Raw genomic sequence first — 22,699 nt, 5'->3', positions numbered from 1 at the left:
AGCGCATCAGCCGCTGTATCGACAGGCGCACGATTGTTGCGCTTGAGTAGCCTAACGGTAGCACTGGCCGCCACGGGACTCACGCTATCAACGCAAGCATTTGCTGTGGCAGGCATTACTGGCGGAACAGGCAGCGGTACAGCGATATCTGTCTGTGATCCTAATATGATTGGAGCTCCGACGGGTAATCAAGCCAATTCGGGCGCAGCCGCTTATAATATTGCTATTGGCTGTGAGTCTTTTACAAACAATGGTCAAGCAAGTATCGCTGACCGTTTAAATCCTTACCATACTAATAACGCGGCGGCGGCGGCAACAGTAACTGGTTCTCAACCTTATGCAGCAGGAAACCAAGCAGCAGGATCTGTCGCAATTGGTACTGGTGCAAGAACGGAACAAATATTAGGATTAGCATTAGGTGAGTATGCAAAAACCACTAATATTGCTGGTGTGGCCATAGGTGTAGGTGCATTATCTCAAGGTAATACGGCATTAGCATTGGGTCGCCAATCAGTAGCGACGGGTGACTTTTCACAAGCGCTCGGTAATGTATCTGCCGCTACTGGTACGGGCTCACTTGCTATAGGTCACTCTGCAACAGCAACAGGGTATCGCTCTATCGCTATTGGTGCACCAGATATTGCTAATGCGGGTAGTGTTGGTGGACAGTCAGGTGCGGCGTATCAACCTGATGGGCAAACCAAGTCATCTGCTCAGGACTCTATTGCACTCGGTGGCGGTGCACAAGCAACCGCAGCTAATACTTTATCACTTGGTGCTTTTTCAGCAGCCACAGCTGAAAAATCAGTGGCGATTGGTACAAATGCCCAAGCCACAGCTACTAATGCTGTTGTTATTGGCGATGGTGCAAATACCGCTGTTACAGGTGGTGTTGCTATTGGTTTGAATGCACAGGTGCTAGGCGCTAATAGTGTCGCACTAGGGCAAGATTCAGTTGCCAACGCTCAAACTGGTAACGCTTTTTTGACGGGTACTGCTGCAACCACACAAGGTACGGTATCTGTTGGTAGTAGTACAGTGACCAGACGCATTCAAAATGTCGCCGATGGATCTGCCCTGACAGATGCAGTAACTGTGGCTCAGTTGACAGAGCAAAATACTAGAACCAATCGTCAGGGCGTTGACACAGCGGCGGCGCTTGGTGGTAATTCTGCTTATGATGCAGCGACAGGAGCTGTAAGCTTACCTTCATATAGTGTTGGTGGAGCGACTGTTAGCAATGTCGGTGCTGCGATTACAAACCTAGACGGTCGTACGACGACCAATACTACCAATATTGCGAGTAACACAAGTAATATTACTAGCTTGCAAACTCAGACATTTAGACTGCGTGCAAATACTGACTTAGCAACTCCAGTGGCGGCAGGTGATACGGTTACTTTCATTGATGGTAACAATGTCAACATCACTCGATCTGGCAACAACGTCACTATCGGTACTTCATTGACGCCGACATTTACGACAGTCACCTCTACAGGCGCAATGAATGCAGGCTCTCTAAACGTCACTGGTGTATCTAACCTAAATGGCGGTGCTAATTTAAACAACACCAAGATTACCAGTGTTGCTAATGGAACAAATCCTGGTGATGCAGTTAATTTTAGTCAGCTAACCACAACTAATAATAACGTTACTAACGCTCAGACAAGTGCTAACAATGCTCAGACAAGTGCTAATAATGCTCAAACGACAGCCACTAATGCCCAAACTGCTGCAGGTAATGCTCAAACAAGTGCTAACAATGCTCAAACGACAGCCACTAATGCCCAAACAAGTGCTACCAATGCTCAAACGACAGCTACAACAGCATTGAATCAAGCCAACCAGGGCTTTAACATCAGCGCTGCAGGTGGTGCTGATGACAACGTTCAACTGGGTCAGACTGTTGACTTCACCAATACTGATGGCAACCTTGTCGTAACCAACGATGTTGACAACGGTATCAACTACGACCTAGCAGAAGACATCAATTTGGGTGTTAATGGTAGCGTCACCACTGGTAATACTGTGACCAACACTGCAGGCGTTGCGATTGATGATGGCGTAGGTAACGCAACCACCATTACAACAGCTGGTACCAACGTTGTTGATGCTGCTGGTAACGAAGCCGATTACACCGCAGTAGGAACAAGCCTAGCTGATGCATTAGGCAACACCAATAACAGTACCGTACTTGGTAACACCATCACCAGTGGTACTGACGTGACCACCATTACCGCAGCAGGCACCAACGTCACTGACGGCACCAACACCAGCAATTATGGTGCTGATGGATTCACAGCAACTGACGGCACAACGAGTACCGTCTTTAACCAAGCAGGCGTTAGCTTCTTAGATGACCTAGATGCTCCAGTTGGTCCAAGTATTACCGCAGCTGGTTTCAACGCTGGAAACACCGTTATCACAGGCGTAGCAAGTGCAGGCGATATCACCGATGCCGCTAACGCGAACAATGCGACGAATGCAGGGGATGTGAATACAGCAATCCAAGGTGTGACAGCAGCGGGCCTTAACTTTGCAGGTGATAGTGGCACTAACGTCAACCGTCCACTAGGCTCCATTCTTAACATCACAGGTGGTGAGACTGATCCTACCAACTTAACCACTGGCAACATTGGTGTGGTTGCAAACGGCACAGATGGACTCAGTATTCAACTGGCAGAAGCAGTTGACCTAGGCGAAGATGGCAGCGTCACCACTGGTGACACTGTGGTCAACAATACAGGCGTTAGAATTGATGATGGCACTAACATCACTGCTGTCACGCTAACAGGTACCAACATCACTGACGGTACCAACATCGCAGATTATGGCCTAACAGGCTCAAGCCTAACAGATGGTACTAATACCAATAACAGCACAGCGCTTGGTAACACCATCACCAGTGGTACTGACGTGACCACCACTACCGCAGCAGGCACCAACGTCACTGACGGCATCAATACCAGCAACTATGGTGCAGAAGGACTATCAGCTATTGATGATCTTGGCAACACCGCTACCTATAATGCTGCTGGCTCAAGCCTAGCTGATGCATTAGGCAACACCAATAACAGTACCGTACTTGGTAACACCATCACCAGTGGTACTGACGTGACCACCATTACCGCAGCAGGCACCAACGTCACTGACGGCACCAACACCAGCAATTATGGTGCTGATGGATTCACAGCAACTGACGGCACAACGAGTACCGTCTTTAACCAAGCAGGCGTTAGCTTCTTAGATGACCTAGATGCTCCAGTTGGTCCAAGTATTACCGCAGCTGGTTTCAACGCTGGAAACACCGTTATCACAGGCGTAGCAAGTGCAGGCGATATCACCGATGCCGCTAACGCGAACAATGCGACGAATGCAGGGGATGTGAATACAGCAATCCAAGGTGTGACAGCAGCGGGCCTTAACTTTGCAGGTGATAGTGGCACTAACGTCAACCGTCCACTAGGCTCCATTCTTAACATCACAGGTGGTGAGACTGATCCTACCAACTTAACCACTGGCAACATTGGTGTGGTTGCAAACGGCACAGATGGACTCAGTATTCAACTGGCAGAAGCAGTTGACCTAGGCGAAGATGGCAGCGTCACCACTGGTGACACTGTGGTCAACAATACAGGCGTTAGAATTGATGATGGCACTAACATCACTGCTGTCACGCTAACAGGTACCAACATCACTGACGGTACCAACATCGCAGATTATGGCCTAACAGGCTCAAGCCTAACAGATGGTACTAATACCAATAACAGCACAGCGCTTGGTAACACCATCACCAGTGGTACTGACGTGACCACCACTACCGCAGCAGGCACCAACGTTGTTGATGCTGCTGGTAATGAAGCCGATTACACCGCAGTAGGAACAAGCCTAGCTGATGCAGTTGGCAACACTAACGTAAATACTGCTACAGGTAACACTATCGATGACGGCACTGGCAACATCACTGCTGTAACAGCACTAGGCACCAACGTCACTGACGGCACTAACACCAGCAATTATGGTGCTGATGGATTCACAGCAACTGACGGCACAACGAGTACCGTCTTTAACCAAGCAGGCGTTAGCTTCTTAGATGACCTAGATGCTCCAGTTGGTCCAAGTATTACCGCAGCTGGTTTCAACGCTGGAAACACCGTTATCACAGGCGTAGCAAGTGCAGGCGATATCACCGATGCCGCTAACGCGAACAATGCGACGAATGCAGGGGATGTGAATACAGCAATCCAAGGTGTGACAGCAGCGGGCCTTAACTTTGCAGGTGATAGTGGCACTAACGTCAACCGTCCACTAGGCTCCATTCTTAACATCACAGGTGGTGAGACTGATCCTACCAACTTAACCACTGGCAACATTGGTGTGGTTGCAAACGGCACAGATGGACTCAGTATTCAACTGGCAGAAGCAGTTGACCTAGGCGAAGATGGCAGCGTCACCACTGGTGACACTGTGGTCAACAATACAGGCGTTAGAATTGATGATGGCACTAACATCACTGCTGTCACGCTAACAGGTACCAACATCACTGACGGTACCAACATCGCAGATTATGGCCTAACAGGCTCAAGCCTAACAGATGGTACTAATACCAATAACAGCACAGCGCTTGGTAACACCATCACCAGTGGTACTGACGTGACCACCACTACCGCAGCAGGCACCAACGTCACTGACGGCATCAATACCAGCAACTATGGTGCAGAAGGACTATCAGCTATTGATGATCTTGGCAACACCGCTACCTATAATGCTGCTGGCTCAAGCCTAGCTGATGCATTAGGCAACACCAATAACAGTACCGTACTTGGTAACACCATCACCAGTGGTACTGACGTGACCACCATTACCGCAGCAGGCACCAACGTCACTGACGGCACCAACACCAGCAATTATGGTGCTGATGGATTCACAGCAACTGACGGCACAACGAGTACCGTCTTTAACCAAGCAGGCGTTAGCTTCTTAGATGACCTAGATGCTCCAGTTGGTCCAAGTATTACCGCAGCTGGTTTCAACGCTGGAAACACCGTTATCACAGGCGTAGCAAGTGCAGGCGATATCACCGATGCCGCTAACGCGAACAATGCGACGAATGCAGGGGATGTGAATACAGCAATCCAAGGTGTGACAGCAGCGGGCCTTAACTTTGCAGGTGATAGTGGCACTAACGTCAACCGTCCACTAGGCTCCATTCTTAACATCACAGGTGGTGAGACTGATCCTACCAACTTAACCACTGGCAACATTGGTGTGGTTGCAAACGGCACAGATGGACTCAGTATTCAACTGGCAGAAGCAGTTGACCTAGGCGAAGATGGCAGCGTCACCACTGGTGACACTGTGGTCAACAATACAGGCGTTAGAATTGATGATGGCACTAACATCACTGCTGTCACGCTAACAGGTACCAACATCACTGACGGTACCAACATCGCAGATTATGGCCTAACAGGCTCAAGCCTAACAGATGGTACTAATACCAATAACAGCACAGCGCTTGGTAACACCATCACCAGTGGTACTGACGTGACCACCACTACCGCAGCAGGCACCAACGTTGTTGATGCTGCTGGTAATGAAGCCGATTACACCGCAGTAGGAACAAGCCTAGCTGATGCAGTTGGCAACACTAACGTAAATACTGCTACAGGTAACACTATCGATGACGGCACTGGCAACATCACTGCTGTAACAGCACTAGGCACCAACGTCACTGACGGCACTAACACCAGCAACTATGGTGCTAATGGCTTTACGGCAACTGACGGCACAACGAGTACCGTCTTTAACCAAGCAGGCGTTAGCTTCTTAGATGACCTAGGTGCTCCAGTTGGTCCAAGCATCACAAACACAGGTATTGATGCAAATAATACTCTGATTACCAATGTATCAAGCGGCCTTGAAGGTGGTACTGTTGCTGGTGCGACAGGCAATACCCTAACCAACGCCACCAATGTAGGCGACTTACAAACCGTCGCTACCGAAATCACAGAACGTGGCTTTAACATCAGCGCTGCAGGTGGTGCTGATGACAACGTTCAACTGGGTCAGACTGTTGACTTCACCAATACTGATGGCAACCTAGTCGTAACCAACGATGTTGACAACGGTATCAACTACGACCTAGCAGAAGACATCAATTTGGGTGTTGATGGTAGCGTCACCACTGGTGACACTGTGGTCAACAATGCAGGCGTTGCGATTGATGATGGTACTAACATCACTGCTGTGACAGCACTAGGCACCAATGTTACAGATGGCAATGGTAATACTGGTAACTATGGTGCTGATAGCATGATTTTGACTGATGACTCAGGTAACGTTAATGCAAGTAGCGCTATAGGTAACGCTGTATTTGACGATGCAGGCAATGTTAATTTGAGCGGCGCCATAGGCAATGCGATATTTGATAATGCAGGTAATTCTAATCTCAGTGGGGCACAAGGTAACATCATACGTGATGATGCAGGTAACATAACCACCACTACCGCAGCAGGCACCAACGTCACTGACGGCACCAACACCAGCAATTATGGTGCAGAAGGCTTTACGGCAACTGACGGCACAACGAGTACCGTCTTTAACCAAGCAGGTGTTACCTTCTTAGATGCCACAGACACACCCGTTGGTCCAAGTATTACCGCAGCTGGTTTCAACGCTGGGAACACCGTTATCACAGGCGTAGCAAGTGCAGGCGATATCACCGATGCCGCTAACGCGAACAATGCGACGAATGCAGGGGATGTGAATACAGCAATCCAAGGTGTGACAGCAGCGGGCCTTAACTTTGCAGGTGATAGTGGCACTAACGTCAACCGTCCACTAGGCTCCATTCTTAACATCACAGGTGGTGAGACTGATCCTACCAACTTAACCACTGGTAACATTGGTGTGGTTGCAAACGGCACAGATGGACTCAGCATTCAACTGGCAGAAGCAGTTGACCTAGGAACTACTGGTAGTGTTAGAGTAGGAAACACTAACGTAAACAATGCTGGTATAACTATTTTAAATGGTACAGTTGATACAGTTACTCTTGGTAGAAACGGACTTAACAATGGTGGTAATAGAATCACGAATGTAGCTGATGGTGTTGTATTAAACGATGCGGCGACCTTCGGGCAAGTCACGAACCTTGATAACAAAGTCAATAACTTAGGCACCAGCACTGCAGACAATCTAGGTGGCGGTGCAACTTACATGGCCGCTACTGGCACAGTAAGCGCACCAACTTATACACTAGATAATGGTACTAACACTGGCACTACAGCTGACTTCAATAACGTAGGCGATGCACTAGGTAACCTAGATGGTCGTACAGCTACCAATACAGCAGCTATTGAAAGCGGCTTTAACATCAGCGCTGACAATGGCCTTACTGACAACGTTCAATTGGGTGAGACTGTTGACTTCACCAATACTGATGGCAACTTAGTCGCCACTGTCTCAGACAATGGCATCAACTATGACCTAGCAGAAAACATCAATTTGGGTGTTGATGGTAGCGTCACCACTGGTGACACTGTGGTCAACAATGCAGGCGTTGCGATTGATGATGGTACTAACATCACTGCTGTGACAGCACTAGGCACCAATGTTACAGATGGCAATGGTAATACTGGTAACTATGGTGCTGATAGCATGATTTTGACTGATGACTCAGGTAACGTTAATGCAAGTAGCGCTATAGGTAACGCTGTATTTGACGATGCAGGCAATGTTAATTTGAGCGGCGCCATAGGCAATGCGATATTTGATAATGCAGGTAATTCTAATCTCAGTGGGGCACAAGGTAACATCATACGTGATGATGCAGGTAACATAACCACCACTACCGCAGCAGGCACCAACGTCACTGACGGCACCAACACCAGCAACTATGGTGCCAATGGCTTCACTGCTACCGATGTCGCTGGAAACAATGGCATCGCAATCAATCAAGGCGGCATTAACTTTATTGACAACGTAGGTGCACCAACAGGTCCAAGCATCACAGCCACAGGTATTGATGCTGGAAATACCGTTATCACAGGCGTTGCCGATGGCGTAGTAGCCACCGATGCTGCAACCCTTGGTCAGCTAAATGCCGCCAGTGCCGAAGCTGATGCTAAGACCGACGCATTAGGCACCAGCACTGCAGGCAACCTAGGTGGCGGTGCAACTTACATGGCCGCTACTGGCACAGTAAGCGCACCAACTTATACACTAGATAATGGTACTAACACTGGTACTACAGCTGACTTCAATAACGTAGGCGATGCACTAGGTAACCTAGATGGTCGTACAACCACCAATACAGCAGCTATTGAAAGCGGCTTTAACATCAGCGCTGACAATGGCACTACTGACAACGTTCAATTGGGCGAAACTGTCGACTTCACCAACACTGATGGTAACTTAGTCGCCACTGTCTCAGACAATGGCATCAACTATGACCTAGCAGAAAACATCAATTTGGGTGTTAATGGCAGTGTGACCACTGGTAATACTGTGACCAACAATGCAGGCGTTAGAATTGATGACGGCACTGGCAACATCACTGCTGTAACAGCGCTAGGCACCAACGTCACTGACGGCATCAATACCAGCAACTATGGTGCGAATGGCTTCACAGCAACTGATGGCAATGGCAATATCACCACCTTTAATCAATCAGGCTTAAGCTTTACAGATGTCAACGGTGCAACTGGTCCAAGTGTTACCGCAGCTGGTTTCAACGCTGGAAACACCGTTATCACAGGCGTTGCCGACGGTATATTAGCAACCGATGCTGCAACCAAAGGTCAATTAGATTTAGTATCTAATGGTTTGACAGATTTGACAGCAGGTGCTGTGCAGTATGAGCGAGATCCCAATGACAACAGTATCATCAATTATGATCGAGTTATCTTAGCAGGTACTACTGCAGTGATTGATCAAGATGAAGACGGCAACGACTTCGTTGTGAGCGGTGGTACAAGGTTGTCTAATGTGGCAAACGCTATTGATGCCGCTGATGCTGTCAATAAAGGTCAATTAGACAGTTTGATTGCTCAAAATGTCACAAATGTCGAAGTTACCGATCAAAACGGTAATCCTGTGATGATCAATATCACAGATCAAATAGTTAACCGCAATATAGACAACGACAATATGGATTCGTTGTTCCTAACTTATAATGTTGAAGGTCAAAATGTCACAGACCGTTTAACTATCGGTGAAACTGTACAACGCATGAACACAGAAGGTGTGAAGTTTGCGCATACTAAGGCTGTTAGCGCCGAAGGTGATTTAGGTATCACCAACGACTCAAGTGCTGGCGGTGATAACTCAACTGCTATTGGTGTCAATGCTATTATTCTCGAGGGCGCTGATAGTACGGTTGCATTGGGTCATAATACCAAAGCATCAGCCGAAGCGACAAACTCAGTCGTGATTGGTAAAGACTCACAGGTATCTGGTCAATCATCTATTGCTATTGGTGATGGTGCTCAAGCTTTAGGCAATCAATCTATTAGTATTGGTGATGGTGCTCAAGCTTTAGGCAATCAATCTATTAGTATTGGTACTGGTAATATCGTCAACGGTGATAACTCTGGTGCCTTTGGTGACCCAAGTATTATCAATGGTGATAATAGCTACTCTGTTGGTAACAATAACACGATTAACAGCAACGATACCTTTGTATTGGGTAATAACGTTACCTCAACAGTAGAGGGATCAGTGGTTCTAGGTACGGGTTCTGCAGCAAGAACAGGCGCTGGTGTCGCAGGCTATCTTGCAGTTGGTAATGCTGCTATCACAGCGACTACCAGTACCACGGGCGCTGTGGCTGTAGGTGACGCGACCAACGGTATTTATCGCCAAATCACGGGAGTCGCAGCAGGTACGGCTGATTCTGATGCTGTCAACGTTTCACAGTTAAAAGCAGTCAGCGATACACTCCAGAATAACAACGAAGCCCTCAGCAATGCTGCGGTTAAATATGACACAAATCCAGATGATACTATCAATAAAGGCAGCATTACCTTGGACGGCGGTGCTGCAGGCACAACGATAACCAATCTTAAAGCAGGTAACATCAGTGCTGTTAGTACCGATGCTGTTAATGGTAGTCAATTACACAACCTCGGAAATGGTGTTGCAAATATTATTGGTGGTAATGCAGCATTTGATGCAGAAGGCAACCTAACAGTCAGCAACATTGGTGGTACAGGAGCAAGCAATATTAATGATGCTATCGCGGCTGTTAACAGTGGTAATGCTCAAGCCAATGAAAACATCCAAGCCAATACCGATAGACTTGATGCAGGTTTAAGCTTCGGTGCTGATAGTGGTACCGTTATCAATAAGCCAATTGGAGATACAACAGCACTTAAGTTTGAAGGCGGTAACAACATCACGACGACCACTACCAGCAGTGGTATCAAGTTTGACTTAAATGGCAACATCAATGTGGATAACATCACAGCTAATGCAGTGACTACGGGTAATACAACGGTCAATAATAGTGGCGTAACTATCAAAGATGGTCCAAGTATAACTACTGCAGGTATTGATGCTGCTGGTACCAAAGTGACGAATGTTGCAGATGGCATGGCGCCTAGAGATGCTGTGAACTTTGGTCAACTAGATGCAGTCACTAGAAACTTAGGTAATAGCATCAATGAGTTGGGTTATAGAATTGGTGAGGTTGAGGAGGATGCCAATGCCGGTATTTCAGCAGCAATGGCAATGTCTTCACTACCACAAGCGTACATCCCGGGTAAGTCTATGATAGGTGGTGGTGTCGCTACTTACAATGGTCAGAGTGCAGTTGCGGTTGGTATGTCTAGAGTATCTGACAATGGTCGTTGGGTAATCAAGGTAAATGGTACAGCGGATACTCAAGGAAATGCAGGCGGCGCAGTTGGTGCAGGCTTCCATTTCTAATTGAACCACATGACTTTATGGCAGCGCTTTTAACTGATCAATGAGCGCTGTCAGCTTACTCATAAAATATATTAAGGGATAGATGATGAAAAAATCTGTATATCGTTATGGCTTGTTAGCCACGACCGCTTTGCTATTCACAGTGGGTTGTACTCAAAAAAACATCATGCCAACTTGGCATTTGACGCCTGGTGCCCAGCATGGTTCAGTGGATGCCAACAATCTTGTGTTTCCTGATGCACAAAAAGCATGGCAAAAAGGTGGCACTATTACCACTCAAGATGACATTGCTAAGATCAAAGTAGGAACGACCAAAGATGAGATTTATAAACTGATTGGTACACCGCACTTTAGCGAAGGTTTTAATGCTCGTGAATGGGATTATATTCTCAAGTTTTATGATGCTAATAACAACGTAGACACTTGCCAATATAAAATCATCTTTGATAATACCTATGAAGGTCGTATGCGTGATGATGAGTTTGGTGCCACTGAGTTTTATTGGCAGCCAGCTTCTTGTGCCCGATACGCGCAATTCACCCGCTAATTTTACTAAACAAAAGAGAGCAAGACAGTTCATGTCTTGCTCTCTTTTATTTTATTTCCGGGTCAACAAATACCCAAGCTTTATATCCTGTAGTTGATATATCTTAAAAAAACCATATAGTTGAAATATTTTAAATTCGCTACAGTATTGCTGGTATAAATTTTTTGCAGCCTCTGGCAGCAACGGCACAGCAAGCAAGAAAAATTTGCACCGGCAGTACGTGTTGTATCGATATTACTTTTCACTGACTATATATCCTTGTTCTCCCGACCTAACGCCCCACAAACTCAGCCTCACGTCTCTCAACCATCGCCATTGCACCCTCTTTCGCATCTTCTGAATGAAACAAATGCGGCAGATAGCCATGAATATTAGCTAATGCTGCTTTTGCGCCATTACGACTGGCATCTTGCGCTGAGGATAGTAATCCTTGCACGCCAAGCGGTGCTGCTGTGCAAATCTCTTGCGCAATAGTCAGCGCGCGCTCATACTCTTCGCCACTTTCAACTACTTCACTGACCAGATTTAACCTATCCGCAGTTTGCGCGTCAAAGGCTTTACCAGTGAGTAAATAAGGCATGGCTTTTTGCCAACCTGCTGCCGCCACGAAACGTACTGTCGCGCCACCAAACGGCATGATGCCGCGCTGGACCTCCATTTGCGCAAAGTTGCAATTATCGCTAGCAATAACCACATCACTATTGAGCATCAACTCAATCCCAGCGGTAAAGCAAGTGCCTTGTACCGCAACGACGATAGGTTTAGAGCGCAATTTTCCACCGATGCCCCACGGGTCGATTTCGTCGGCAGCAAACTCAAACGCGCCTTTATCCCATTTATCTTGCAGCTCCATCAAATCAAGCCCAGCAGTGAAATGCTCACCGTGAGCGAATATCAGCGCACAGCGAAGATTAGTGTCATTTTCATATTGAGTGAGTGCGTCAGACAGTTGCTTAATCATATAGCTATCGAAGGCATTGCGTTTATCCGCTCGATTGAGTCCGATTAGGCAGATGTAATCTTGGACATTATAGGTAATACGAGTGTCATTTCCAGTGTCATTGCTATTGGGGCTTTCCATAGTCATGGTCTTATCCTTTTTAAAGCATTCATTTATAGAGTACAAATTACACTAAATTGATATTACTACAGCTAATAAACCTTCCTTTCAATATAGACATACGTTCGGTGTAACGCAAGCACCATATCAGCGGCGATATCAATATCAGTTGACCTCATTTACGGTAATGTGCAACTATTATCCAACTCAAAACATGACTCAGAGCATTTTATGGAATTTTGGCACGGTTTTTTGCTGATCACTAGCGTCCATCTACTCGCTGCCGCCTCTCCGGGTCCTGATTTTGTATTGGTCTCGCAGCAAACCTTGGTAAAAGGGCGACGCACGGGTTTGATTTGTAGTCTTGGTATTACCTTGGGTCTTGCCGTACATATCATTTATTCGGTGCTAGGACTGGCAACGCTGATTGCCCATTCGCAGCCATTACTCACTGCTATTAAATGGTTGGGTGGTAGCTATCTTATTTATCTCGGATGGCAAGGCATTCAAGCCAAACCTAAAAAACCAACCGACTTAGCCCTTTCCGCAGAGTCAACAGATTCAGGCGCTCACATTCCACAAGATACGCTTACCAAGCAAACGACGCTTAGCACTCACATAGCGCTTTCTGATAAAGCCATTTCTAATAAAAAACTGCCTACTGATATTGAATCGACCACTGACATTCTGCGCCGTGGCTTTTTTTGTAATGTGTTTAATTCAAAAGCGCCAGTATATTTCGTGGCGATATTCACCCTAGTGCTCTCACCCGATATACCGCTTTGGCAACTGGCTATTTATGGCGTATGGATGATGATCTTGCAGATGGCATGGTTTAGTACCGTGGTGATGTTATTGTCTATTCCTGCCATTCATCGTCGCTTTCAGCGTTTTGAACATTGGATCGACCGTGTATTGGGTACAGCGATGATAATATTGGGATTAAATCTTATTTTACGTAGTCGATAAGATGCTAGTGACTCGTGAAATCTGCTAAAATGGCGCATTATATTCAAACATCAAAGCCCGATACTATGACCAGTAAGCCTATGAACCGTCGCCCGACCGCCAATAATCACAGAAACCGATCACCTGAGACCGCCAAAAAACTTGGTCAGCTACATCCGCGCAATCCGCACCAAGGTCGTTATGACTTTGTAGCATTGACTCGTGCCTTACCAGAGCTTGCCAAGCACACCATTGCCAACCCTAAAGGTGAGTCGACGATTAACTTCTCCGATCATCAAGCGGTACGAGTGCTCAATCAGGCACTACTAGCAAATTATTATGGTGTGAAATTTTGGGATATTCCGGAAGGTTATCTCTGCCCACCGATCCCTGGTCGTGCTGACTATATCCATTATATCGCTGACTTGCTTGCGCAAACCACGCATGTGAATAAAGACAATACACCGCCAACAGGCAAAGAAATTCATGCCTTAGATATTGGCACGGGTGCCAGTGCAATTTATCCGATTATTGGTAGTCAAAGCTACGGCTGGCGCTTTACCGCCTCTGATATCGACCCTATTTCGGTCAATACAGCCGCGCTGATTTGTGAGACCAACCCAAAGCTAAAAAGCGCCGTTAAAGTCAAACTACAGACCGAACCTAAATTTATTTTTAAAAATATCATCGGTCGCCAAGATTACTTTGATGTCGTGGTATGTAATCCGCCATTTCATGCCTCGTTAGAAGAAGCGATGGAAGCCAATAGCCGTAAGCAGCATAATTTGCAACGACATCGTGGTAAGAATGAGAACGAACAAATCAGCCGTAGCTCAACAAAGTCTGGCAATGCCGCGCAAAACCTAAACTTTGGTGGTCAGCATAAAGAGTTATGGAGTGAAGGCGGAGAGATTGCCTTTTTAACTAAGATGGCAAAAGAGAGTCAAGATTTTGCTGAGCATGTTGGCTGGTTTACGACGCTGGTATCTAAGTCAGAAAACGTAAAACCTCTACAACTGTTGTTAAAACAACTTGGCGCTGCCCAAATGCGCATCATTGAGATGAGTCAAGGTCAAAAAAGCACTCGTATACTTGCATGGCGTTTTAACACTGACGAAGAGTAAGTAATAATTAATTTTATAAATAATTATGGTTTCACGTGAAACAAAAAAGCACCTCTTTGATCATCAAAGGGGTGCTTTTTATTGTAGAAAATAAAGCCAAATAGTCGCTATTATTAACGGATAAACATGACCTTTATGCCAATGACTATTAATACCAATCCACCAAGTATCTCAGCTTTATCTTCAAGCCACGTTCCAGAAGATTTACCTAAATAGATACCAAAAAAGCCAAATCCAGCGGTAACGATCGCGATGATGAGACACGCTAACCACGCATTAAGTGCCAGTAAATTTAAAGTAAATCCTGCTGCCATTGCATCAATACTAGTGGCAATGGCCAGTGTAAACATCATACGATGATTGATTTTTTCTTGTATGTTATCATCGAAACTATCTTCTAGTACCGCTTCAACCTCACCATTAAATGCTTCATATAACATCTTAGCGCCAAGCAGAATAAGGATACCACCACCAATCCACGGTGCAGCAGTCGCCAACCAGCCTAGCAATACTGCACCCAATAAATAACCGATTAGCGGCATCACACCTTGTGCGATACCAAAATATAACGCGGCATAAATAGCTAAACGTAGAACATAAGCAGACGATCGTTTTTGGGACTTAGCACCCAAGCCAATTGATACCGCAAACGCATCCATTGCCAATGCTATAGCCAGTAAAATAACTTCGATCATTTCTATATCCATTATTTAAAACATGTATTCAATTAAGTTTCACGTGAAACAAACTTAATATTAAAAAACCACCGCATTGGTTACCAAAGCGGTGGTTTCTCATTGATTCACAATATTATGCCATTTAGATATCTAAATTAGAAACTGTTAACGCATTCTCTTCGATAAAGATACGACGTGGCTCAACATGATCCCCCATCAAGCAGGTGAACATATGATCTGCTGCGATAGCATCTTCAATATTGACGCGCAACATACGGCGGTTCTCAGGGTCCATAGTGGTATCCCACAGCTGATCGGCATTCATCTCGCCCAACCCTTTATAACGCTGAATCGCTAGACCTCGGCGCGCGTCAAGCATCATTTGCTGCCATAAATAATCAAAGTCACGTATTGGAATGTCTTTGGTCGTACCTGCAGTAGCTTCACGACGGATAAAAGCATCTTCATCAAGCAAGGTATTCCATTCTGCCGATAAACGCAGCAGCTTAGTATACTCACCCGAATTGATAAAGCTGGCATCGAGCAAGTAATGATGTGCTAACTGATGCACATAGACCGTAATACGTGGTAGCCATTGTGCTTTAGGAGCTACCGCTTCAGCATCAAAGCTATCACCTTCTTCAACGGCAACCACTGGTTTCATTCCTAATAAATCAGCAGCAGCAGCATCCATATTTTTAGGCTGCGGTGCATGGATATTCACCAGCTCAATCTCAGGACTTAAGTCACTACCAAAGTGCTCAAGCTGAGTCTGTAGCGTGTCTTTCCATGCTTGCATTGCATCTTTATCATACGTCATATCAGTACTAAGCTTTGGCGTATGCGTCAATGCGTCCAATAAGATGGCTGGATAACGAATCTGCAAACGCGCTTTAATCAGCTGTGTTTGATTATAATCGTTTAATAATGTCTCTAACGCTTGACCGGTAATCGCTGGTGCATCCGCACTGATATGCAGCTTGGTATTATCAATCGTTGATGATAACAAATAGGCTTTAAGCGCTTCATCGTCTTTTAGGTACAGCTCTTGACGACCTTTTTTGACTTTATAAAGCGGTGGCTGGGCAATATAAATATAACCACGCTCAATCAGCTCAGGCGTTTGACGGAAGAAAAAGGTTAATAGCAAGGTTCTAATGTGCGAACCATCAACGTCCGCATCGGTCATGATGATGATTTTATGATAGCGAACTTTATCAGGATTATATTCATCAGGTCCAATACCGCAACCAAGTGCAGTAATTAGATTACCGACTTCTTGCGAAGACAACATTTTGTCAAAACGCGCGCGCTCAACGTTTAGGATTTTACCTTTTAAGGGCAAAATTGCTTGCGTTTTACGGCTACGACCTTGCTTGGCTGAACCCCCAGCAGAGTCCCCTTCCACGATATATAGCTCTGATAATGCAGGATCTTTTTCTTGGCAATCCGCCAATTTACCCGGCAGACCTGCGATATCTAATGTAGTCTTACGACGAGTCATCTCACGTGCTTTACGAGCGGCATCACGAGCACGAGCGGCATCAATAATTTTACCGGCGATCAATTTACCAGCGCCTGGATTCTCTTGCAGATAATCATTAAACTTATCATGCATTGCTGATTCGACGGCAGATTTTACTTCACTTGATACCAGTTTATCCTTGGTTTGACTCGAAAACTTAGGATCTGGCACTTTGACAGATACAATAGCCGTCAAGCCTTCACGGGCATCATCACCAGTTGCAGCCACTTTCTCTTTTTTGAAGAGATTTTCTCGATCCATATAGGTATTCAAACAACGCGTGAGTGCTGAGCGGAAGCCAGATAAATGCGTACCACCGTCACGCTGTGGAATATTATTAGTGAAGCAAAATACCTTTTCGTTATAAGTATCTGTCCACTGCAACGCCACTTCGACACTGATACCATCATCTTGATTGCTGATAAAATGGAACACATCATTGATGCCATCTTTACCAGCATTGATATAGCTGACAAACTCTGACAAACCACCTTTGTGCTCAAACTCATGACGTTTATCAATACGCTCATCGGTGAGTACAATACGTACACCCGAGTTTAAAAATGACAACTCACGTAAGCGTTTGGCTAAAATATCATATTCAAAGATAGTACCGGTAAACACGTCATTGCTAGGATAAAAACGAATCTGAGTGCCTGTTTTATTTGTCGGCTCCATTTCCTGAATATCGCCATCAGGCACGCCATCGGTATAAGTCTGATGATAATGATAACCTTCACGCCAGATATTCATCTCAAGCTTTTTGGATAATGCGTTAACGACTGAAACGCCAACCCCATGCAGACCGCCCGAGACTTTATAGCTATTATCATCAAACTTACCACCAGCATGCAGTACCGTCATAATAACCTGTGCGGCAGACACACCTTCTTCTGGATGAATGTCGACAGGGACACCGCGACCATTATCCATCACGCTGACAGATTCATCTTCGTGGATAATGATATCAATTTGATCACAATGACCAGCAAGCGCTTCATCGATAGAGTTATCCACCACCTCAAAGACCATATGGTGCAATCCAGTACCATCATCGGTATCACCAATATACATACCAGGACGCACGCGCACCGCTTCTAGTCCGCGCAGTACTCGAATGTCTTTCGAGCTGTAATCAGAGGGTAATACCTCAGAAACGACAGCGGCGTCAATAGTCTCAACTGCGCTGTCTGACGTTAATTGCTGGTGGTCGGTAGGTAATGAGTCACTCATGTGCATTCCTTGATCTAGCCATTATCAGCTGTTTATCATCAGCTCACCACAGTGGTGATACTTAATGATGCTATCTATAATATCGTTTTGTAGTCATATTCTGTCTTTATTACGGTTGGCTTAAGCTTTTTAGAAAATGATATAGAGGCAAAAAACCAGATTGAAAAATATGTCAGGTCTGCATACTCTATTTGATCCATACTGCGATTATTCCTAAAACTATGAAGCTTAAAAACATTAAATTAAATTCATTGTTATCAGTAACTTAAGTCCTTACAACTAATAATAAAGATCCATATAAAACGGTAAGATAACTTGCTGAGAATAGGGCAAAAATAAAGCTCTATTTTAGCATTTTTTTGCCTGTAAGTCACTGTTTAAGGAACGTTTTCTGAGTAATGGAATGTGGGATAAAATGAGGATAAAACATGAAAGGAAATGGTTGCTTAAAGATATAAAATAAAGATTAACAACGAAGATATGATTACCCTAATAAAAGCTACTGAATTGATGAAATATCACCTTGTTTCATGTGAAACACATTAGGTTCTGACCAATATTCATTTATTAGTGGCAAAATACTGTCTGTCAAACTACTCATAAATACCTGACACGGTAGCTGTGCTAAGGTAGATAATAAAATCTCTATCGCCTTATCATCCAACTCTGCAGTGATATCATCCAATAGCACCACTGGTGTAACCCTTAGCTTATCGTCACTGCTAGATAGCGCGCTATTATTTTTAGCCTTAAGCAACAATGGTAGCTGTGATAAGCGTAAGGCTGTAATCAACAACTTCTTCTCTCCGCGAGACAATATATTGGCAGCCTGCTCTTTTAAAATAGGCAGTTTAGCAGTCGAATCCGCTGCTAAAGGTGAATTTAAGTGCTCATTAGGAGCCTGTATCGGACTTGTAGAGCGCCAATGCACGTGAATATCAGCACGGTGATTACCAATACGGGTATAACCTAGCTGCAAATCCTGCTCTAGGCGCTCATTAAGCTGTATATCGAGCGCTACACTGGTATCGTAGCCTGCATTGTAGCTTAAGCTTAATTGCTCAGCATAGGCAGGCAATAACTGTACAATGCTCTCAGAAAAATAAGGCTGCCAAGCTTCAAATATAGCTTCACGGTAGTGATGAATCAACGCTGCATGACTGGCAAGCCCTTTATCCCAAGCCCTAAGCTCAGCGAGCTGAACGTGAGTCAAATGACGTCGTTGTTTTAATAAACTATTGCGCTGCTTTAAAAGACGTTGATAAGCAACCCACTGGGGGTGAAATCCTTGTTTCATGTGAAACACTAACCAATCCAATAGCTGGCGACGACTGGCACTACCCTGCTCTAGCATGTCCATCGTTGATGGGTCTATAAGCAATGTTGGTAGCTGCTCGGTCAAGATGCTTTGGTTATAAACAGTGATTTGATTTAGACGCAGAATAGTCGTCGCATCCGCTTTCTTTTGGATAGCTAAGGTACGGCTGTCATTGAGCTTAGCATGTATAGTGACAGATTCTTGATAATGTTGGATATAGCGTTTAGGCTGATGATGACGGAAGCTTTTGCCTCTTGATAACAAGAATATGGCTTCAAGTAACGAGGTTTTACCACTGCCATTAGCGCCGATAATGACGTTACAAGCAGCAGGCGATAAATTGATATGCTTTAGATTACGCAAATGAGAGATTTGTAGACGTTCAATCATAATATCGACAGCCGCCTATTAAGCCTGATTATACATTCGCAGGCAAAAGTTCGATTAAAATTTAAAATTACAGGCTTTAGAACCTGAAAATCATCAAAATCAATTAAGGTTAAAACCCATACTAACTATGAGTTTTAATCTTAATTATCCAACATTTTAAAGAGTAAACTATATGCGCATTGGCATAATGACGTACTGATGGAACTCATCATTTAACTGATTAACCAATACCGATGCATTTGACTGGCTCATATGCATTTGCAAGTCGCCTTGGATGACACCCAATACATCTTGTAGATAAGCGGCATTAAAGGACAACTCCATTGGTTCTCCTTGATACTTAGCTTGGATCATCTCAACCGCTTCATCTTGCTCAGCGTTATTCGCGCGTACTTCTACCATACCATCACTGGCAAAATTAAAGACCACCCCGCGAGATTTCTCATTACTCAAAATCGCTACACGGCGCAGCACATCCATCATTTTTTCTTGATTAAATAAAGCAAGCTTGTCGGTATTGCTTGGCATCACACGGCGATAATCAGGGAATTTACCATCAATCAGACGCGCGGTAAAAGTCACCATCAAATCTTGACTGACTTGACCTGCACTATCCACATCACCAAATGGCAAACTGACTTGCAAAAACTCACGACCAAAACTCAACGTGACGGCATTGTCTTTATCACCAAGCATTTTGCCGAGCTCGGTAGCCAAACGCTCAAGCTCAATTACAGCCTTACGTGGCAAGATAGCCTGCATATTTAAATCTGCATTGACGTCAATAACGCTACGTGCTAATGCCAGTCTATGGCCATCAGTTGCAACCGTCGTTAACTGCTGCTGTGAAACATCAAATAGCATACCCGTTAGATAATAACGAACATCTTGAATTGCCATTGCAAACTGGGTTTTATGAATCAAGTCAGTCAAACGGCTGCGACTAATCGTTAATGGTGTGATATTTTCAGGATTGCCCAAAGTCGGATAATCTTCACTAGGCAATGTACCTAAAGTAAAACGGCTCTTGCCACTGGTCAATAAGCAGCGTTGGTTTTCTTGAGTTGTCAGACTGACTTGTGCTTGAGCGGGTAAAGATTTACAGATATCTCTTAATTTGGTTGCAGGCAATGTCGTTGTGCCCGATTCAACACAAGCACCAACAGGCAATTTCAACGTCGATGTCAGCTCTACTTCTAAATCAGAAGCAGTCAAAATAAGCTCTGACTCAAATAGCTGTAGCTTGATATTACCCAAGATAACCATATTGTGGCGTTTATCAGCAGCCTTGGCGATCAAGTTAATGGCTTTTAGTAACGACTCTCGATTAATCGATAATTGCATGCTTAGTTACTCTTATTTGATTGATTTTTTTATAAAATAAAAAATACTGACCTAATATACCTTGTCTACTGATGATAATCTATTAGGGGTCTGTATACGCCTATTTTCAACATTATAAACCATATTTATCTACTAAAATATAGTGGTAGCTGAGCCTTCTAACCAGCTTGCAACATCAATGCTAAGGTCTTGTAATCTTTGTCAAACGCTGGATCGGCGGCACGTAGCTCATTCACTTTATCACAAGCATGCATCACTGTTGTGTGGTCGCGTCCCCCAAAGGATTGTCCAATCTCAGGAAAACTCTCGCTAGTCAACTCTCGTGATAGTGCCATCGCTATTTGACGTGGTCTAGCAATACTACGCGTACGCTTGCGTCCGAGCATATCTTTAATCGTCACATCATAATATTCAGCGACCACTTTACGAATATTATCTATATTGACGGCTTGTACGCGCATAGCAACGATGTCTTTTAACGCATACTGCACCATCTCAAGAGTAATAGGGGCACCGGTTAAGTTGGCATTAGCAAACACCTGATTTAAAGCACCTTCCAAACGTCTTACGTTAGAAACGACATTTTGAGCGATAAATAACGCGCACTCTTTAGGTAAGCTCATGCCATAAGAAGCGGCTTTTCTTTGTAAAATTTGTACGCGCGTATCAATTTCAGGCGGATCAACTGCGACCGTTAAACCCCAAGAAAAACGAGATCTAAATCGCTCATCAAATTCAGTCATTTGTGATGGATGACGATCGGATGCCAAAATCAGCTGTTTATCACCACTAGTAAAATCTGCAAATAATGTTAAAAATTCATTACTGCTTTTTGTCTTTCCAGCCAATACATGAATATCATCTACTATTAACAAATCTACTTTTTTTATTTTCTTCTTAAAGTCTTCTATTTTATTATTTCTTAATGAATAAACTAATTGATTAATAAATTTTTCAGAAGTGAAATAATAAAAACTTTGATTATTTTTTAAATAGCGATGTGCTACAGAATGCATTAAATGCGTTTTTCCCAAACCAGAAGGTCCATATATAAATAAAGGATTGTGGCGGTTTTTTGATTGGCGTTTGCCAAGCTCGTAGCATGCTTTATAGGCAAGGTTGTTAGACTTACCTGTGACAAAGGTTTCAAAGGTAAAATCAGGATTTAAATAATTTAAGGATTTCGCATCAGCAGAGTCAGTGGCTTCCACATGACGCATATTGGCATCAATATCTGCTTTGGCATTATTTTGATGAATGGTTTCAAAGTCATGATTTGCGAGGGGAGGGGAGACGATATCTTCTGAGAATAAAGACCCTGACTGTAGCAAGCTTGTATCATCAGCAGTACGACCAGCATTATCAACACGTACAGTAACCTCTTCAATTCTTCCCTGACTATGCTTAGTAACCAGCTGTTGAATATCCTCTAAGTGATTCTTTTTGATATAAGTTACAAAGTAATCATTAGGCGCAAGAATGATTAAAGTGTTGTTTTCTTGATGAGCTGACAATGGTCTCAACCACATGGTAAACACGTTATCTTTGACGTGATAACGTAAGTCGTTTAGGCATTTATCCCAAATATTTGCTGTATCTATCAT

Annotated in this window: 10 protein-coding genes and 1 pseudogene; 5 read left to right on the top strand and 6 right to left on the bottom strand. The window is 44.5% G+C overall.

Annotation, left to right across the window (positions count from 1 at the left end; all coding sequences use genetic code 11):
• Window positions 1–369: 369 nt before the first annotated feature.
• From AC0J5Y_RS00055 to AC0J5Y_RS00045, 3 genes and pseudogenes are all read left to right on the top strand, one after another.
• Window positions 370–10,008 (top strand): annotated as a pseudogene (locus AC0J5Y_RS00055) (hypothetical protein); the annotation flags it as partial.
• A 585-nt stretch (window positions 10,009–10,593) separates the two neighbouring features.
• Window positions 10,594–10,929 carry a YadA family autotransporter adhesin gene (locus AC0J5Y_RS00050; RefSeq protein WP_475132172.1) on the top strand — a complete coding sequence of 112 codons (336 nt, stop codon included), beginning with the start codon at window positions 10,594–10,596 and terminating at the stop codon, window positions 10,927–10,929.
• 85 nt (window positions 10,930–11,014) lie between these two features.
• Complete coding sequence (locus AC0J5Y_RS00045) at window positions 11,015–11,476, top strand: outer membrane protein assembly factor BamE (RefSeq protein WP_475130970.1); 462 nt, start codon at window positions 11,015–11,017, stop codon at window positions 11,474–11,476.
• 271 nt (window positions 11,477–11,747) lie between these two features.
• Here AC0J5Y_RS00045 and AC0J5Y_RS00040 read toward each other — a convergent pair whose 3' ends face one another.
• Entirely contained in the window at window positions 11,748–12,563 is an 816-nt protein-coding gene (locus tag AC0J5Y_RS00040; protein WP_475130969.1) for a crotonase/enoyl-CoA hydratase family protein, read from the bottom strand.
• 204 nt (window positions 12,564–12,767) lie between these two features.
• On the opposite strand from AC0J5Y_RS00040, the gene AC0J5Y_RS00035 reads away from it, so the two are divergent.
• The gene (locus AC0J5Y_RS00035; RefSeq protein WP_475130968.1) at window positions 12,768–13,505 is read left to right on the top strand and encodes a LysE family translocator; all 738 of its coding nucleotides are present in this window, start codon (window positions 12,768–12,770) and stop codon (window positions 13,503–13,505) included.
• Between the two features lie 65 nt (window positions 13,506–13,570).
• Window positions 13,571–14,608, top strand: coding sequence for a 23S rRNA (adenine(1618)-N(6))-methyltransferase RlmF (gene rlmF / locus AC0J5Y_RS00030; protein ID WP_475130967.1), 1,038 nt, complete (start codon window positions 13,571–13,573; stop codon window positions 14,606–14,608).
• A 113-nt stretch (window positions 14,609–14,721) separates the two neighbouring features.
• Here the strand turns inward: rlmF and AC0J5Y_RS00025 are convergent, their stop codons facing one another.
• From AC0J5Y_RS00025 to dnaA, 5 genes are all read right to left on the bottom strand, one after another.
• A complete protein-coding gene (locus tag AC0J5Y_RS00025; protein ID WP_475130966.1) occupies window positions 14,722–15,303 on the bottom strand; it encodes a manganese efflux pump MntP in 582 nt (193 codons plus the stop codon).
• A 124-nt stretch (window positions 15,304–15,427) separates the two neighbouring features.
• Window positions 15,428–18,043 carry a DNA topoisomerase (ATP-hydrolyzing) subunit B gene (gene gyrB / locus AC0J5Y_RS00020; protein WP_475130965.1) on the bottom strand — a complete coding sequence of 872 codons (2,616 nt, stop codon included), beginning with the start codon at window positions 18,041–18,043 and terminating at the stop codon, window positions 15,428–15,430.
• Between the two features lie 499 nt (window positions 18,044–18,542).
• On the bottom strand, window positions 18,543–19,751 hold the full coding sequence (gene recF, locus AC0J5Y_RS00015; RefSeq protein WP_475130964.1) for a DNA replication/repair protein RecF: 1,209 nt from the start codon (window positions 19,749–19,751) through the stop codon (window positions 18,543–18,545).
• Window positions 19,752–19,919: 168 nt separating this feature from the next.
• Entirely contained in the window at window positions 19,920–21,095 is a 1,176-nt protein-coding gene (gene dnaN / locus AC0J5Y_RS00010; protein ID WP_475130963.1) for a DNA polymerase III subunit beta, read from the bottom strand.
• 158 nt (window positions 21,096–21,253) lie between these two features.
• Entirely contained in the window at window positions 21,254–22,699 is a 1,446-nt protein-coding gene (dnaA, locus tag AC0J5Y_RS00005) for a chromosomal replication initiator protein DnaA (protein WP_475130962.1), read from the bottom strand.

The organism is Psychrobacter sp. TS_SC_6 (assembly GCF_056156305.1).
The sequence above is the reverse complement of the archived record's forward strand: the minus strand, read 5'-3'. Positions and strand labels throughout refer to the sequence as shown.